Source organism: Burkholderia sp. 9777_1386 (assembly GCF_015712265.1).
Lineage (GTDB): Bacteria > Pseudomonadota > Gammaproteobacteria > Burkholderiales > Burkholderiaceae > Burkholderia > Burkholderia cenocepacia.
The window spans coordinates 1-14,763 of sequence record NZ_JACCQB010000046.1 but is presented as its reverse complement, the minus strand read 5'-3'; the positions used below and the strand labels follow the sequence as shown (position 1 = coordinate 14,763).

The window sequence follows — 14,763 nt, the reverse complement described above, 5'->3', positions numbered from 1 at the left end:
CTGCGTTACTGGCACGCTTCGCATTCGTCGAAGCCGGGATCGCCCGGACGCATCGTGCACACCGGACCGTCCGCTTCGACCGGCGCGAGTGCCGGCGCCGCGTTGATCGCACCCGACGATGCATCGCCGCCTGCCGCACCGAAACCGCCCGCCGCGCCTTGCGCGCCGCCGCTGCCCGAGCCGCCGCCTGCACCGCCCGTCGGCACTGCGTTCAGCGCGCCGTGTGCGACCGTCGACTTCTCGACGTGCGTCGCCGCCATCGTGCGGAGGTAGTAGGTCGTCTTCAGGCCGCGCAGCCATGCGAGCTTGTAGACCTCGTCGAGCTTCTTGCCCGACGCGCCGCCCATGTAGATGTTCAGCGACTGCGCCTGGTCGATCCACTTCTGGCGACGCGACGCCGCTTCGACCAGCCACGTCGGGTCGACCTCGAACGCGGTCGCGTAGATCGCGCGCAGGTCGGCCGGGATGCGGTCGATGCGCGACAGCATGCCGTCGAAGTACTTCAGGTCGGCGACCATCACCTCGTCCCACAGGCCGCGTTCCTTCAGGTCGCGGACGAGATACTCGTTCACCACCGTGAATTCGCCCGACAGGTTCGACTTCACGTACAGGTTCTGGAAGGTCGGCTCGATACAGGCCGACACGCCGATGATGTTCGAGATCGTCGCCGTCGGCGCGATCGCGACGCAGTTCGAGTTGCGCATGCCGTGCGCGGCGATCCGCGAACGCAGCGTCGTCCAGTCGAGCGATTCCGACGTGTCGACCTCGACGTAGCCGCCGCGCGCTTCCGTCAGCAGCTTCAGCGTGTCCTGCGGGAGGATGCCGCGATCCCACAGCGAACCGCGGTAGCTCGAGTAGCGGCCGCGCTCTTCGGCCAGCTCGGTCGACGCGTAGTACGCGTAGTAGCAGACGGCTTCCATCGAACGGTCCGCGAACTCGACCGCCGCTTCCGACGCGTACGGCGTGCGCAGCAGGTGCAGGCAGTCCTGGAAGCCCATGATGCCCATGCCGACCGGGCGGTGCTTCAGGTTCGAGTTACGCGCCTTCGGCACCGCGTAGTAGTTGATGTCGATCACGTTGTCGAGCATGCGCATCGCGACGCTGATCGTGCGCTTCAGCTTGTCGTGGTCGAGCGCGTAGCTGCCGTCGGCCTGCTTCACCAGGTGGGCGACGAGGTTCACCGAGCCGAGGTTGCACACCGCGATTTCGGTGTCGCTCGTGTTCAGCGTGATTTCCGTGCACAGGTTCGACGAGTGGACGACGCCGACGTGCTGCTGCGGCGAGCGCACGTTGCACGGATCCTTGAACGTGATCCACGGGTGGCCCGTCTCGAACAGCATGCCGAGCATCTTGCGCCAGAGCTGCTGCGCCGGGATCTTCTTGAACAGCTTGATCTCGCCGCGCGCGACCTTGTCTTCGTAAGCCGTGTAAGCCTTCTCGAAGTCGGCGCCGAACTTGTCGTGCAGGTCCGGGCAGGTCGACGGCGAGAACAGCGTCCAGTCGGCGCCTTCCATCACGCGCTTCATGAACAGGTCGGGAATCCAGTTCGCCGTGTTCATGTCGTGCGTACGGCGACGGTCGTCACCGGTGTTCTTGCGCAGCTCCAGGAACTCCTCGATGTCGAGGTGCCACGATTCCAGGTACGCGCAGACCGCGCCCTTGCGCTTGCCGCCCTGGTTCACCGCGACGGCCGTGTCGTTCACGACCTTCAGGAACGGGACCACGCCTTGCGACTTGCCGTTCGTGCCCTTGATATGCGAGCCGAGTGCGCGCACGCGCGTCCAGTCGTTGCCGAGGCCGCCCGCGAACTTCGACAGCAGCGCGTTCTCCTTCAGCGCTTCATAGATGCCGTCGAGATCGTCCGCGACCGTCGTCAGGTAGCACGACGACAGCTGCGAGCGGTGCGTGCCCGAGTTGAACAGCGTCGGCGTCGAGCTCATGAAGTCGAAGCTCGACAGCACGTTGTAGAACTCGATCGCGCGCGTTTCGCGGTCGATCTCGTTCAGCGACAGGCCCATCGCGACGCGCATGAAGAATGCCTGCGGCATTTCGATGCGGGTGCCGTCGACGTGCAGGAAGTAGCGGTCGTACAGCGTCTGCAGGCCGAGGTAGCCGAACTGCAGGTCGCGGTTCGCGTCGAGGGCTTCGCCGAGGCGCTTCAGGTCGAACTGCAGCAGCTTGTCGTCGAGCAGGCCGGCGTCGACGCCGCGCTTCAGGAACTGCGGGAAGTATTCGGCGTAGCGGGTCGACATCTCGGCCTGCACGACTTCCTCGCCGAGGATCTCGCGGCGGATCGTGTGCAGCAGGATGCGGGCCGTGACCTGGCTGTATGCCGGATCCTTTTCGATCATCGTGCGCGCCGCGAGGATCGCCGAGTCGTAGACCTGGCTCATCGGCACGCCGTCGTACAGGTTCTTCACCGTCTCCGCGACGATCGGGTCAGGGTTAACCGCAGCGCCGAGGCCGTCGCACGCCGACACGATCAGCGCGCGCAGCGCGTTCAGGTCGAGCGGGCGCGTGACGCCGTTGTCGACGACGTTGATGCCGGTGGTCGACTCGCCGCCCGCGGCCGCCGCTTCCTCGCCCGCATGCTGGCGCTCGAGGTGACGCTTCTCGCGATACAGCACGTACGCACGCGCGACGTTGTGCTCGCCGCCGCGCATCAGCGCGAGTTCGACCTGGTCCTGGATGTCTTCGATATGGAACGTACCGCCGTTCGGGCGGCTGCGCACGAGCGCGCGAACGACGTTGTGCGTCAGTTGTTCGACCTGCTCGCGTACGCGCGCCGATGCCGCGCCCTGCCCGCCATTGACGGCCAGGAAAGCCTTGGTCACCGCGATCGCGATCTTCGAGGGTTCGAACGACACCACGCTGCCATTGCGGCGGATCACCTTGTAGTCGGCGAACGTGGCCTGCGGCGCGAGCGCCTTCGCGCCCTGTTCGGTCCCGCCGAGCGGACGGCTCGAGGCGCTCTCGTACTGGGACGTCGCGTTGTCGGTGGTTTGCATGTGCAAAGCTCCTGGTGTTGGATGGTGCGGAGAGAACCGCGGATTAAAACGAACGCTGCGCAATGCGGTGCGCGAGCGGTAAGAGGCGAGCGATGCGCCGGGGAAGCCGGTTCGGTCGATGCGCGACAACCAAACCGGTCGTGTGCTTCGTCATGTATACCCTGCCCCGTCGATGTTCGCTGCGCTGATCGCGACGCCCGGACCGCCCGGCCTGACGCGCCGCCCTGAGAACCCTGTCCGCCGGCGTGGCCGCCGGCTGGTGCCGCTCGGGTTTTCCCCTGCGACACACACTATATCTAGTACAGAACTGCTCAACTGGCACCAAGTATAGTGGACATTCGGAGGACGTCCAAACGGATAATTTGCGATAGAGGTCTTGACATCGCTCACGCGCAGACACGGCAAGGCATTGGTCGGAGAAAAAACTTTCTCCGCTCAAAAAACCCCGCGATCAGTGCTGACGGAAAGGAAAGTATTCGGCGGAAAAACCGGCATCGCTCGCGAAGCGTTGCCAATCGAAATGCGGGCCCGGGTCGGTCTTGCGGCCCGGTGCGACGTCCGAATGCCCGGCGAACGCGTCGACCGGGTAGCGCGCGGCGAGCGCGCGGGAGAGCGCGGCGAGCACCGCGTATTGCGCCTCGTCGAACGGCACGTCGTCCGCGCCCTCGAGCTCGATGCCGATCGAGAAGTCGTTGCAGCGCGTGCGGCCGAAGAACTCGGACGCGCCCGCGTGCCACGCGCGCTCGTCGCACGACACGAACTGCACGAGCTCGCCGCCGCGGCGGATCAGGAAATGGGCGGACACGCGCACGCCGCGCAGGTGGCTCTGGTAATAGGGGTGCGCATCGCAGTCGAGGCGATTCAGGAACAGCGCCTCGATCGCGTCGCCGCCGAATTCGCCGGGCGGCAGGCTGATGTTGTGGACGACCACGAGCGTCGGCACCGCACCCGCGGGCCGCATCTCGAAGTTCGGCGACGGCGCATGGCGCGCTTCGCGCACCCAGCCGTTCGCGTCGACCGACAACGCCGGCGCGTCGCTCATCGCGCGTCGCGGCCGTTCACGCGCGCGGCGTGGCGCTGCGCATGCTCGACGCTGCAGAAGTATTCGCCGCTCGCGGCCACGGCGTCGCCCTTCGGCGCATGCACGCCGCATTCGGCGCAGCGCACCATCGGTTCCGGCAGCGACCGCGCGTCGCCGCTCGGGCGCGCCGCGCCGGCGCCAGCACCGGGCGCACCGTCGTAACCGGCGCCGCGGCCGGCGCGCGCCTGCGCCTGTTCCTGCGCGTGGCGCAGCTTGCGCGCGAGCCACGAACCCGCGAAGAAGAGAAGGATCAGGAGAAGAATCTGTCGCATCGGAAACCTGCGGTCAAACCACGGAGCGGTGCAGCAGCACCTCGAAAACGAACCGGCTGCCGACATACGCGAGCAGCAGCGCGGCGAACGACACGAGCACCCAGCGCGCGGCGCCGCGGCCGCGCCAGCCCGACGTCTTGCGGGCAACCAGCAGGCCGCCGAACATCAGCCACGACAGGATCGCGAACACCGTCTTGTGGTCGAGCCGCAACATGCGCGCGTCGACCTGCTCGCTGAACAGGATGCCCGACGCGAGCGTCAACGTCAGCAGCACGAAGCCAGCGCCGATCAGGCGGAACAGCAGCTTCTCGAGCGTGAGCAGCGGCGGCAGCGTTTCGAGCCAGCTCGCGATCCAGCCCGTCGAGCCGTCGCGCCCACCGCTTCTCAGCGACTGCAGGCGGCGCTCGACCATCAGCATCAGGATCGCGTGCAGCGCGGCGATCGCGAACAGCCCGTAGGCGATGTTCGCGATCAGGAAATGCAGCTTGAACAGCGGCGCTGCGGCATAAGGAAGCACCCGCACGCCGCCGAACACGAGCGGCAGCAGCGACGCGCCGCACGCGAGCGGCAGCACCAGCAGGCGCAGACTGTCGAGCGGGAAGAAGAAGCTCTCGATCCAGTAGATGCCGGCGCCGAGCCAGAACATCGCCGACAGCGCGAACGCGAAGCCGAACACCATCGCGTCGTTCGGAAAGATCGTCATGTGGAGCAGCACGCCGTGCGCGACCAGCGCGGCGAACAGCAGCGCGCGGCCGGCCCCGCTCATCCCGGACGCGGCGGACGCCGGAACCGGCACGGCCGGCACGCTCGCGACGAGCGGCGTCGCGCCCTGGCGGTGCGAGCGCCAGCCTGCGACGGCGAGGCCGCCGTACAGGAATGCGGTGAGGGCATACAGTACAATATCCATGTTCGAAGTTTACACTAGGCCCCCTTCCCGCGACGGCTCCCTTTGTTCGGTTCCGCCGCGCCTTCGGGCCCCACTGTCCATCGCTCCCCATGCTCGACAATCTCACTCAACGGATGGCGCGCGTCGTCAAGACGCTGCGCGGCGAGGCCCGGCTCACCGAGGCGAACACGCAGGAGATGCTCCGCGAGGTGCGTCTCGCGCTGCTGGAAGCCGACGTGTCGCTGCCGGTCGTTCGCGAATTCATCGCCAAGGTCAAGGAAAAGGCGCTCGGCGAAGAAGTGATCAGCAGCCTGTCGCCGGGCCAGGCGCTCGTCGGCGTGGTCCAGAAGGAACTGACCGCCGTGATCGGCGGCGACTACGAAGGCAAGGCCGCCGAGCTGAACCTCGCGGTCACGCCGCCCGCCGTGATCCTGATGGCCGGCCTGCAGGGCGCGGGCAAGACCACGACCGTCGGCAAGCTCGCGAAGCTGCTGCGCGAGAAGTACAAGAAGAAGGTGCTGACCGTGTCGTGCGACGTGTATCGCCCGGCTGCGATCATGCAGCTGAAAACGGTGACCGAGCAGGTCGGCGCCGACTTCTTCCCGTCCACGCCGGACCAGAAGCCCGTCGACATCGCGCTCGCCGCCGTCGACTGGGCGAAGCGCCACTACCATGACGTGCTGCTCGTCGACACGGCCGGCCGCCTCGGCATCGACGAGGCGATGATGCAGGAAATCGCCGCGCTGCACGGCACGCTGAAGCCGGCCGAAACGCTGTTCGTCGTCGACGCGATGCTCGGCCAGGACGCGGTCAACACCGCGAAGGCGTTCAACGACACGCTGCCGCTCACCGGCGTCGTGCTGACCAAGCTCGACGGCGACTCGCGCGGCGGCGCCGCGCTGTCGGTGCGTCACGTCACGGGCAAGCCGATCAAGTTCGTCGGCGTCGCCGAGAAGCTCGACGGCCTCGAGGTGTTCCACCCCGACCGGATGGCGAACCGGATCCTCGGCATGGGCGACATCCTCGCGCTCGTCGAGGAGGCGCAGCGCGGCGTCGATGTCCAGGCCGCGCAGAAGCTCGCCGACAAGGTCAAGAAAGGCGGCGATTTCGACCTGAACGATTTCCGCGCGCAGATCTCGCAGATGAAGAACATGGGCGGCCTGTCGTCGCTGATGGATAAGCTTCCCGCGCAGTTCCAGCAGGCGGCGGCCGGCGCCGACATGGGCCAGGCCGAGAAGTCGATCCGCCGGATGGAAGGGATCATCAGCTCGATGACGCCCGCCGAGCGCGCGAAACCCGAGATCATCAAGGCGACGCGCAAGCGCCGCATTGCAGCCGGCGCGGGCGTGCCGGTGCAGGAAGTCAACCGGATGCTGAACCAGTACGACCAGATGCGTACGATGATGAAGAAGCTGAAGGGCGGCAACATGCAGAAGATGATGCGCGGCCTGAAGGGCATGATGCCCGGCATGCGCTGATTTCGCCCGTCGGCGGGCGCGCGGGTTTTTGCCGTAGCGCGCGCCTGCCGTTCTGCTTCATTCTTATTTGTATACCGACTGCCCGCCAGAACACATGAACCGCGAAGAAGCCCTCCACATTTTCGACCACTCCGAAGAGATCGTCTCGGCCGATGCCGTCAACGCGTCGATCTCGAAGATGGCCGACGCGATCCGCGCCGAGATCGGCGACGCGTTCCCGCTCGTTCTCTCGGTGATGGGCGGCGCCGCGGTGTTTACCGGGATGCTGCTGCCGCATCTCGATTTCCCGCTCGAATTCGACTACATCCACCTGACCCGCTACCGCAACACGACGCAGGGCAGCCCGGAGATGCACTGGCGCGTCGCGCCGCGCGAATCGGTGAAGGACCGCATCGTGCTCGTACTCGACGACATCCTCGACGAAGGCGAGACGATGGCCGCGATCCGCGACCGCATCCTCGACATGGGCGCGCAGCGTTTCATGTCGGCCGTGCTGTGCGAGAAGACGCTCGCGAAGGCGAAACCGCTGCACCCGGACTTCTGCGGCTTCTCGGTGCCGGACCGCTACGTGTTCGGCTGCGGGATGGACGCGAAGGGCTACTGGCGCAACCTGCCGACGATCCGCGCGCTGACCGCGAACGTCTGATCGCCGCCCTGCCCGCCATATAAACAGAAAGCGGCGCGCCGGTTTCCCGGCGCGCCGCTTTTTTTCGTCGACCGCCCGCCCGCGCTACGGCTGCAACTGGTGCACGAACGCGCGAATGCCCGCGAGCAGCATCTCGACCGAGATCGCGACGAGCACGAGGCCCATCAGCCGCTCGAACGCCGCGACGGTCCGTTCGCCGAGCCACGCCTGAATCCTTTCGGCCAGCACCAGCGTGATCGCGCAGACGATCATCGTGACCGTCAGCGCGCCGACCCACTCGAACATCTTGCCCGGCGCCTGCGACGTCAGCAGCATCACCGTCGCGAGCGCGGACGGCCCGGCCAGCGCCGGAATCGCGAGCGGCACGATGAACGGCTCGCCGCCCGCGCGCGGATCGCTGCCGAGCGCGCCATCCGGATGCGGGAAGATCATCCGCAGCGCGATCAGGAACAGCACGATCCCGCCGCCGAGCCGCAGCGACAGGTCGGTGAGGCTCATCATCCGCAGGAAGCGGTCGCCGACCACCATGAAGAACAGCAGGATCACGAACGCGATCCCCACTTCACGCAGGATCAGCTTCACGCGCCGCTCGCGCGGCACATCCCGCATCGCCGAAATGAACAGCGGGATGTTGCCGAGCGGATCCGTGATCAGCACGAGGAGCACGGTGGCCGACAGGAACGTGTATTCCATCGTGTCCCCCGGTCGCCGCGCTTAGTGCGCGAGCGCGGCGCGGATCTTCTCGGCGACCGTCGCCGCGGCCGTGTCGGCCGGCAGCAGCGTCGCTTCGGCATCGCGGCGGCCCTGGTACTCGATCTTGCCTTCCTTCAGGCCGCGCTCGCCGATCACCAGACGATGCGGCACGCCGATCAGTTCCCAGTCGGCGAACATCACGCCCGGGCGCTCGCCGCGATCGTCGAGGATCACGTCGATGCCGGCCGCGACGAGTTCCGCGTACAGCTTGTCGGCCGTCTCGCGCACCAGGTCGCTGCGGTCATAGCCCATCGGGCACAGCACGACCTCGAACGGCGCGATCGACTCCGGCCAGATGATGCCGCGGTCGTCGAAGTTCTGTTCGATCGCCGCGCCGAGAATACGCGTGATGCCGACGCCGTAGCAGCCCATCAGCATCGGCTGCGGCTTGCCCGACTCGTCGAGGAACGTCGCGCCCATCGCTTCCGAGTACTTGGTGCCGAGCTGGAACACGTGGCCGACTTCGATGCCGCGGCAGATGTCGATCACGCCCTTGCCGTCCGGCGACGGATCGCCCTTCTTCACGTTGCGCACGTCGGCGACGTCCGGCTCCGGCAGGTCGCGGCCCCAGTTCACGCCGGCGATGTGATAGTCGACCTCGTTCGCACCGACGACGAAGTCGCTCATGTTCGCGACCGTGCGGTCGGCGATCACCTTCACCGGCTTCTTCGTGCCGACCGGGCCGAGATAGCCCGGCGGCGTGCCGAACCACTCGACGATTTCCTGCTCGGTCGCGAAGCGGTGGTTCTTCAGGCCCGGCAGCTTCGACACCTTGATCTCGTTCAGGTCGTGGTCGCCGCGCAGCATCACGAGCCAGATGGTCGGCTCGGCGCCTTCGTTGTCGGTTGCGAGCACGATCGACTTGATCGTGCGCTCGAGCGGGATCGACAGCAGTTCGGCGACGGCCTCGCACTTCGCCTTGCCGGGCGTCGCGACCTTTTCCATCGCTTCGGCGGGCGCCGCGCGCTCGGCAATCAGCGGCAGCGCTTCGGCCGCCTCGACGTTCGCCGCGAACTCGGACGTCGGGCAGTACGCGATCGCGTCCTCGCCGGTGTCGGCGATCACGTGGAACTCGTGCGAGAAGTTGCCGCCGATCGAGCCGCTGTCGGCCGCGACCGCGCGAAACTCGAGGCCGAGGCGCGAGAAGATGCGCACGTACGCGTCGTACATCTTGCGGTACGACTCGTTCAGACCGGCCGCATCCTTGTCGAACGAATACGCGTCCTTCATGATGAATTCGCGGCCGCGCATCACGCCGAAGCGCGGACGGATCTCGTCGCGGAACTTCGTCTGGATCTGGTAGAAGTTCACCGGCATCTGCCGGTAGCTCTTGATCTGGTTGCGCGCGATGTCGGTGACGACTTCCTCGTGCGTCGGCCCGATCACGAAATCGTTGTCCTTGCGGTCCTTGAAGCGCAGCAGCTCGGGGCCGTACTGCTCCCAGCGGCCCGACTCCTGCCACAGCTCGGCCGGTTGCACGGCCGGCATCAGCAGCTCGATGGCGCCCGCCCGGTTCATTTCCTCGCGCACGATCGCCTCGACCTTGCGAATCGAACGCAGGCCGACCGGCAGGTAGTTGTAGATGCCGCCGGCGACGCGACGGATCATGCCGGCGCGGACCATCAGCTTGTGGCTGACGATCTCTGCGTCGGCGGGTGCCTCTTTCAGGGTGCCGATAAAGAAACGGGAAGCTTTCATGCGGACGGTTCCAAAAACGGCGCCCCCAGGCGGGGCGCCCGAAAAAGTTTCAAGGTGAAAAAGCTGCGCGCGGCGAACAACGAGGGACGACGATGGCGCAGACGACGTAGCAGACTAATCAGGGACAATTCAGCCGGCGTACCCCGCGCGGATTCGCTCCGTCACGGTGCGCAGCGCCCGTTATCTGTTTATAATCAAAGCAATTTTAAAGGATTCGAAGGTGGTTGTATGCTGGATCGTGAAGGCTTTCGCCCGAACGTCGGCATCATCCTCTTGAACGCGCGCAACGAGGTGTTTTGGGGCAAGCGGCTCCGCGAGCATTCCTGGCAGTTTCCTCAAGGTGGGATCAAGTACGGCGAGACCCCCATGCAGGCGATGTACCGGGAACTGCACGAGGAAACGGGCCTGCATCCGGAACACGTCAAGATAATCGGCCGCACTCGCGACTGGTTGCGTTACGAGGTGCCTGACAAGTTCATCAAACGCGAAGTACGCGGTCATTACCGCGGCCAGAAGCAGATCTGGTTCCTGCTGCGGATGGTTGGACGCGATTGCGACATTTGCTTGCGCGCGACCGACCACCCGGAGTTCGATGCGTGGCGCTGGAACGAGTACTGGGTGCCGCTCGATGCGGTGATCGAGTTCAAGCGGGATGTCTATCAGTTGGCGCTGACGGAACTGTCGCGCTTCCTGCGCCGCCCGGCGCAGCGAGCCGAGAAGCCGCGCGGGCCGCGTGTGTCGCGCTATCCGCGCGTCATCGGCGCACAGGCCCAGACGCTGACGATTGTCGACGCATCGGTAGTCTGTTCGGAGATCGAAGTGGAGGCGAGCACGCTCGACGAGATGCCGCCCCGCGTAATCGTCGGCAAATGACGAGTCGGACTGCATGACCGGGCGCGACCTTGTGTCGCGCCCTTTTTTTACGAGGAATGCATATTGAAAGCGATTGCTCTCGCGCTCGCATCGATCGCCGCGCTGGCCGCCCTGGCCGGCTGCGCGAACTCGAAAGCGCCGTCCAACAAGGATGACAGCGAGTTCGTGTACCTGCTCGACCGTCAGGGAAGCTGGAAGGAAAATACCGTCGACACGCTGCCGCCGCTGCCGCAAACGGGCGATCTGCTGCCGTTCAACGTGTCGCAGAACACGCCACTCAAGTTCTTCGTCGATGCGAAGTCGCTCGACGTCGGCACCGACGGCGTCGTGCGCTACGCAGTCGTCATCACGAGCCCGGCCGGTGCCCGCAACGTGAACTACGAAGGCATCCGCTGCGACACCTACGAATGGCGCCAGTACGCGGGCCTGAACGCCGACCACAACGGCTGGGATCGCACGGTCGAGAACGACTGGCGGCGCATCGAGAACGGCGAGCTGAACGCCTACCACTCCGCGCTCTACCAGGACTACTTCTGCGCGAACAAGATGCCGCAGGGCTCGACCCGGCAGATCCTCGAAAACATCCGGTTCCACCGCACCGCGATGACGCAGTTGCGCTGACGGTACGCGATGCGGGCCGCCCGCATCGTCCCGCCGCACGAAAAAGCCCGCATTGCGCGGGCTTTTTCATTTGAACGACGGCACCCGGCCGGCGATCACACCAGCACGAGGTTGTCGCGATGAATCAGTTCGGGCTCCAGCATGTAGCCGAGCACGGTCTCGATCTCGCCGCTCGGCTTGCGGTGAATCAGCTTCGTTTCCGCACTGCTGTAGTTCGTGAGCCCGCGCGCCACCTCGCGCCCGTCCGGGCCGACACATGCGATGACTTCGCCGCGCGCGAATGCGCCCTGCACGTCGATCACGCCGATCGGCAGCAGGCTCTTGCCGCCGGCCGTCAGCTTCTCGACCGCGCCCGCGTCGATCACGACGTGGCCGCGGACCTGCAGATGGTCGGCCATCCATTGCTTGCGTGCCGCCATCCGCGCGGTCCGTGCGATCAGTTGCGTGCCGATCGCCTCGCCGGCCGCCAGACGCACGAGCACGTCGGCCTCCCGGCCGCTCGCGATCACGGTATTCGCGCCGCTGTGCGCCGCACGCTTCGCCGCGAGGATCTTCGTCAGCATCCCGCCGCGACCGAGACTCGAACCCGCGCCGCCTGCCATCGCCTCGAGCTCGGGGGCGCCCGCATTGGCCTCGCCGACGAGCGTCGCATTCGGGTCCTTGCGCGGATCGGCCGTAAACAGCCCCGACTGGTCTGTGAGGATGATCAGCGCATCGCCTTCGATCAGGTTCGCGACGAGCGCGCCGAGCGTGTCGTTGTCGCCGAACTTGATTTCGTCGGTGACCACCGTGTCGTTTTCGTTGATGATCGGCACGACGCCGAGCCGCAGCAGCGTGAGCAGCGTCGAACGCGCATTCAGGTAGCGCTCGCGGTCCGCCAGATCGGCATGCGTGAGCAGGATCTGCGCAGTGCGGATGCCGTGCTCGGTGAAGCGGCTTTCGTAGACTTGCGCGAGCCCCATCTGGCCGACCGCGGCGGCGGCCTGCAACTCGTCGATTTCCCGCGGCCGCTTGCTCCAGCCGAGCCGCTGCATACCTTCGGCAATCGCGCCCGAACTGACGAGCACGACTTCCTTGCCCTGCGCACGCAGCGCAGCGATCTGGGCCGCCCAGCGGCCGATTGCAGCATGATCGAGCCCCTTGCCGTCGTTGGTCACGAGGCTGGAGCCCACCTTCACCACCAATCGCTTCGAATCCGCGATGATCGAACGCATCCTGCACTGTCTCCTGTATCTGATGCCTGCCCGGCCGGGCGCGATTGAACGCCAACGCCGGGCGGCACGCCCGGCGCGTTGGCGAACGCTCAGGCGTCGTCGCCCGGCGTCGCACCGCCCTTCGCCGGCGGCGCATCGCGGAAACGCACGTCGGCCGCGAGATCCTCCGCCTCCGCCGCGCGATGCGCGTCCGAATGCTCGGAAAGGTAGTCGTAGATCGCGTAGCACAGCGCTTCGCAGCCCTGGCCCGTCAGCGCCGAGATCTCGAACACGGGGCCGTCCCAGCCGAAGCGGTCGAGGAAATCCGCGACGCGCGCCTCGCGCTCGTCTTCCGGCACCATGTCCAGCTTGTTGAGCACGAGCCAGCGCGGCTTCTCGTAGAGCGCCTCGTCGTACTTGCGCAGCTCGCCGACGATCGCCGTCGCTTCCGCGACCGGATCGACGCTTTCGTCGAACGGCGCGAGATCGACCAGATGCAGCAGCACACCGGTACGCTGCAGATGGCGCAGGAATTGATGCCCGAGGCCCGCGCCTTCGGCCGCGCCTTCGATCAGCCCCGGGATATCGGCGATCACGAAGCTCTTGCTCGGACCGACCCGCACCACGCCGAGATTCGGCGCGAGCGTCGTAAACGGGTAGTCGGCGATCTTCGGCTTCGCGTTCGACACCGACGAGATGAAGGTCGACTTGCCCGCGTTCGGCATGCCGAGCAGGCCGACGTCGGCGAGCACCTTCAGCTCGAGCTTCAGCATGCGCCGCTCGCCCGGCTTGCCGTCCGTCTTCTGGCGCGGCGCGCGGTTCGTGCTCGACTTGAAATGCAGGTTGCCGAGGCCGCCGGCGCCGCCCTGCGCGAGCATCACCCGCTGGTCGTGCTCGGTCAGGTCGGCGATCAGCTCGCCCGTGTCCATGTCGCTGATGATGGTGCCGACCGGCATGCGCAGCGTGACATCGTCGCCGCCCTTGCCGTAGCAATCCGAGCCGCGACCGTTTTCGCCGTTGCGCGCGAGGTGCTTCTTCGCGTAACGGTAGTCGATCAGCGTGTTGATGTTGCGGTCGGCGATCGCGTAAACGCTACCGCCGCGGCCGCCGTCGCCACCGTCCGGCCCGCCGAACGGGACGAATTTCTCGCGGCGCATCGACGCGCTGCCATCGCCTCCGTCGCCGGCGATGACTTCGATTCGTGCTTCGTCAATGAACTTCATTCGTCACTCCGCCCAGTATTTCCGCTATTGTGCCGCGCGCCGGCACGCTTGAACAATCTGCCGTTCGGCCGATCGTACGCCGGTCGCGCGAGGGTCGCCGGCCCGCATTTGCAGGCGGCGACCCAATAAAAAAGGCCCCGCGAAGACTGCGGGGCCTTTCGGCTACGAAGCCCGTGGGTGCCTGACTTAGGCAGCCGCCGGGACGACGATGACCAGATGCTTCTTGTCCGCGCCCTTCGTCGCGAACTTGACGTGACCGTCGACCAGCGCGAACAGGGTGTGATCCTTGCCCATGCCGACGTTCTCGCCAGCGTGCATGCGCGTACCGCGCTGACGCACGATGATGCCGCCGGCATTGATTGCCTGGCCGCCGTACACTTTCACGCCGAGACGTTTCGACTCGGAGTCGCGGCCGTTCCGGGAAGAGCCGCCTGCCTTTTTGTGTGCCATCTGATTGCTCCTTTACCGAGGCGCTTACGCGTTGATCGCGTCGATGCGCAGCTCAGTGTAGTTCTGGCGGTGGCCGCCGTGCTTTTGGTAGTGCTTCCGGCGACGCATCTTGAAGATGGTGACCTTGGCATGACGACCGTGCGACACAACGGTGGCCTTGACGGAAGCCCCACTGACCAGCGGCGTACCGAACTTAATCGATTCGCCTTCGCCCACTGCGAGAACCTGGTCGAGCGTGATTTCAGCGTCAATGTCAGCCGGTATCTGTTCTACTTTGAGTTTTTCGCCAACGGCAACCTTGTACTGCTTGCCGCCGGTTTTTATGACCGCGTACATTGAGAACCTCACTCTGGATCCAATTTTTCCGCACACCACGCGCGGAAAACACGTGATTATACATGGGGTTAGCACCGAAGTCAAAACCGATCGACGATTACCGCGCGCGGGCCTCGGCCAGACGGCCAAAATCGCGCTGCCGGTACGTCTGACAGACCGGCATATCGCGGATTCGACTTATAATCCGCCGCATCACCCAATTCCATCATCATGTCGTCGTCCACCGCCTCCCCCACCCTCAGCGC

General features: G+C 66.0%; 14 protein-coding genes. 4 read left to right on the top strand and 10 right to left on the bottom strand.

The features are described from left to right. Window positions 1–5 precede the first annotated feature (5 nt). The 4 genes from H0X91_RS26875 to H0X91_RS26860 all read right to left on the bottom strand — a co-directional run bounded on the left by H0X91_RS26875 (window position 6) and on the right by H0X91_RS26860 (window position 5,268). Window positions 6–3,008 (bottom strand): ribonucleoside-diphosphate reductase subunit alpha, encoded by a 3,003-nt coding sequence (locus tag H0X91_RS26875; protein ID WP_059721672.1) that lies wholly within the window; start codon window positions 3,006–3,008, stop codon window positions 6–8. A gap of 451 nt (window positions 3,009–3,459) precedes the next feature. Further along, on the bottom strand, window positions 3,460–4,050 hold the full coding sequence (ampD, locus tag H0X91_RS26870; protein WP_006490721.1) for a 1,6-anhydro-N-acetylmuramyl-L-alanine amidase AmpD: 591 nt from the start codon (window positions 4,048–4,050) through the stop codon (window positions 3,460–3,462). Continuing rightward, the gene (locus H0X91_RS26865; protein WP_006491491.1) at window positions 4,047–4,361 is read right to left on the bottom strand and encodes a PP0621 family protein; all 315 of its coding nucleotides are present in this window, start codon (window positions 4,359–4,361) and stop codon (window positions 4,047–4,049) included. The genes ampD and H0X91_RS26865 overlap by 4 nt, the downstream gene beginning before the upstream one ends. Window positions 4,362–4,374: 13 nt before the next feature. Beyond that, complete coding sequence (locus H0X91_RS26860; RefSeq protein ID WP_006489256.1) at window positions 4,375–5,268, bottom strand: cytochrome C assembly family protein; 894 nt, start codon at window positions 5,266–5,268, stop codon at window positions 4,375–4,377. A gap of 89 nt (window positions 5,269–5,357) precedes the next feature. Between H0X91_RS26860 and ffh the strand changes: the two genes are divergently transcribed. Both ffh and H0X91_RS26850 read left to right on the top strand, forming a co-directional pair. Then, window positions 5,358–6,725, top strand: a complete 1,368-nt coding sequence (ffh, locus tag H0X91_RS26855) for a signal recognition particle protein (protein ID WP_006476982.1) — start codon at window positions 5,358–5,360, stop codon at window positions 6,723–6,725. Window positions 6,726–6,819: 94 nt separating this feature from the next. Beyond that, window positions 6,820–7,371 (top strand): hypoxanthine-guanine phosphoribosyltransferase, encoded by a 552-nt coding sequence (locus H0X91_RS26850; protein WP_006489240.1) that lies wholly within the window; start codon window positions 6,820–6,822, stop codon window positions 7,369–7,371. 84 nt (window positions 7,372–7,455) lie between these two features. Here the strand turns inward: H0X91_RS26850 and H0X91_RS26845 are convergent, their stop codons facing one another. Continuing rightward, on the bottom strand, window positions 7,456–8,064 hold the full coding sequence (locus H0X91_RS26845; protein ID WP_006496761.1) for a MarC family protein: 609 nt from the start codon (window positions 8,062–8,064) through the stop codon (window positions 7,456–7,458). Window positions 8,065–8,085: 21 nt separating this feature from the next. Continuing rightward, the gene (locus tag H0X91_RS26840) at window positions 8,086–9,822 is read right to left on the bottom strand and encodes a proline--tRNA ligase (RefSeq protein ID WP_006489236.1); all 1,737 of its coding nucleotides are present in this window, start codon (window positions 9,820–9,822) and stop codon (window positions 8,086–8,088) included. A gap of 228 nt (window positions 9,823–10,050) precedes the next feature. Here H0X91_RS26840 and H0X91_RS26835 point away from each other — a divergent pair, with 228 nt between their 5' ends. After that, entirely contained in the window at window positions 10,051–10,695 is a 645-nt protein-coding gene (locus H0X91_RS26835) for an RNA pyrophosphohydrolase (protein ID WP_006496762.1), read from the top strand. A gap of 63 nt (window positions 10,696–10,758) precedes the next feature. Next, window positions 10,759–11,316 (top strand): CNP1-like family protein, encoded by a 558-nt coding sequence (locus H0X91_RS26830; RefSeq protein ID WP_006489238.1) that lies wholly within the window; start codon window positions 10,759–10,761, stop codon window positions 11,314–11,316. Window positions 11,317–11,411: 95 nt separating this feature from the next. On the opposite strand, the gene proB is transcribed toward H0X91_RS26830, so the two are convergent. From proB to rplU, 4 genes are all read right to left on the bottom strand, one after another. Continuing rightward, entirely contained in the window at window positions 11,412–12,530 is a 1,119-nt protein-coding gene (proB, locus tag H0X91_RS26825) for a glutamate 5-kinase (protein ID WP_006476997.1), read from the bottom strand. A gap of 89 nt (window positions 12,531–12,619) precedes the next feature. Next, window positions 12,620–13,732: a GTPase ObgE gene (gene obgE, locus H0X91_RS26820; RefSeq protein ID WP_006489254.1), complete on the bottom strand. Its 1,113-nt coding sequence runs from the start codon at window positions 13,730–13,732 to the stop codon at window positions 12,620–12,622. Between the two features lie 186 nt (window positions 13,733–13,918). Then, window positions 13,919–14,182, bottom strand: a complete 264-nt coding sequence (gene rpmA, locus H0X91_RS26815) for a 50S ribosomal protein L27 (protein ID WP_006476999.1) — start codon at window positions 14,180–14,182, stop codon at window positions 13,919–13,921. 24 nt (window positions 14,183–14,206) lie between these two features. Continuing rightward, on the bottom strand, window positions 14,207–14,518 hold the full coding sequence (rplU, locus tag H0X91_RS26810) for a 50S ribosomal protein L21 (RefSeq protein WP_006025184.1): 312 nt from the start codon (window positions 14,516–14,518) through the stop codon (window positions 14,207–14,209). Window positions 14,519–14,763 lie beyond the last annotated feature (245 nt).

Excerpts from the sequence above, each read along its gene's own strand:
- proB (WP_006476997.1), bottom strand. The coding sequence starts at position 12,530 with ATGCGTTCGATCATCGCGGATTCGAAGCGATTGGTGGTGAAGGTGGGC.
- ffh (WP_006476982.1), top strand. The coding sequence starts at position 5,358 with ATGCTCGACAATCTCACTCAACGGATGGCGCGCGTCGTCAAGACGCTG.
- H0X91_RS26865 (WP_006491491.1), bottom strand. The coding sequence starts at position 4,361 with ATGCGACAGATTCTTCTCCTGATCCTTCTCTTCTTCGCGGGTTCGTGG.
- ampD (WP_006490721.1), bottom strand. The coding sequence starts at position 4,050 with ATGAGCGACGCGCCGGCGTTGTCGGTCGACGCGAACGGCTGGGTGCGC.
- H0X91_RS26860 (WP_006489256.1), bottom strand. The coding sequence starts at position 5,268 with ATGGATATTGTACTGTATGCCCTCACCGCATTCCTGTACGGCGGCCTC.
- rpmA (WP_006476999.1), bottom strand. The coding sequence starts at position 14,182 with ATGGCACACAAAAAGGCAGGCGGCTCTTCCCGGAACGGCCGCGACTCC.
- H0X91_RS26875 (WP_059721672.1), bottom strand. The coding sequence starts at position 3,008 with ATGCAAACCACCGACAACGCGACGTCCCAGTACGAGAGCGCCTCGAGC.
- H0X91_RS26850 (WP_006489240.1), top strand. The coding sequence starts at position 6,820 with ATGAACCGCGAAGAAGCCCTCCACATTTTCGACCACTCCGAAGAGATC.
- H0X91_RS26835 (WP_006496762.1), top strand. The coding sequence starts at position 10,051 with ATGCTGGATCGTGAAGGCTTTCGCCCGAACGTCGGCATCATCCTCTTG.
- H0X91_RS26840 (WP_006489236.1), bottom strand. The coding sequence starts at position 9,822 with ATGAAAGCTTCCCGTTTCTTTATCGGCACCCTGAAAGAGGCACCCGCC.
- H0X91_RS26845 (WP_006496761.1), bottom strand. The coding sequence starts at position 8,064 with ATGGAATACACGTTCCTGTCGGCCACCGTGCTCCTCGTGCTGATCACG.
- rplU (WP_006025184.1), bottom strand. The coding sequence starts at position 14,518 with ATGTACGCGGTCATAAAAACCGGCGGCAAGCAGTACAAGGTTGCCGTT.
- obgE (WP_006489254.1), bottom strand. The coding sequence starts at position 13,732 with ATGAAGTTCATTGACGAAGCACGAATCGAAGTCATCGCCGGCGACGGA.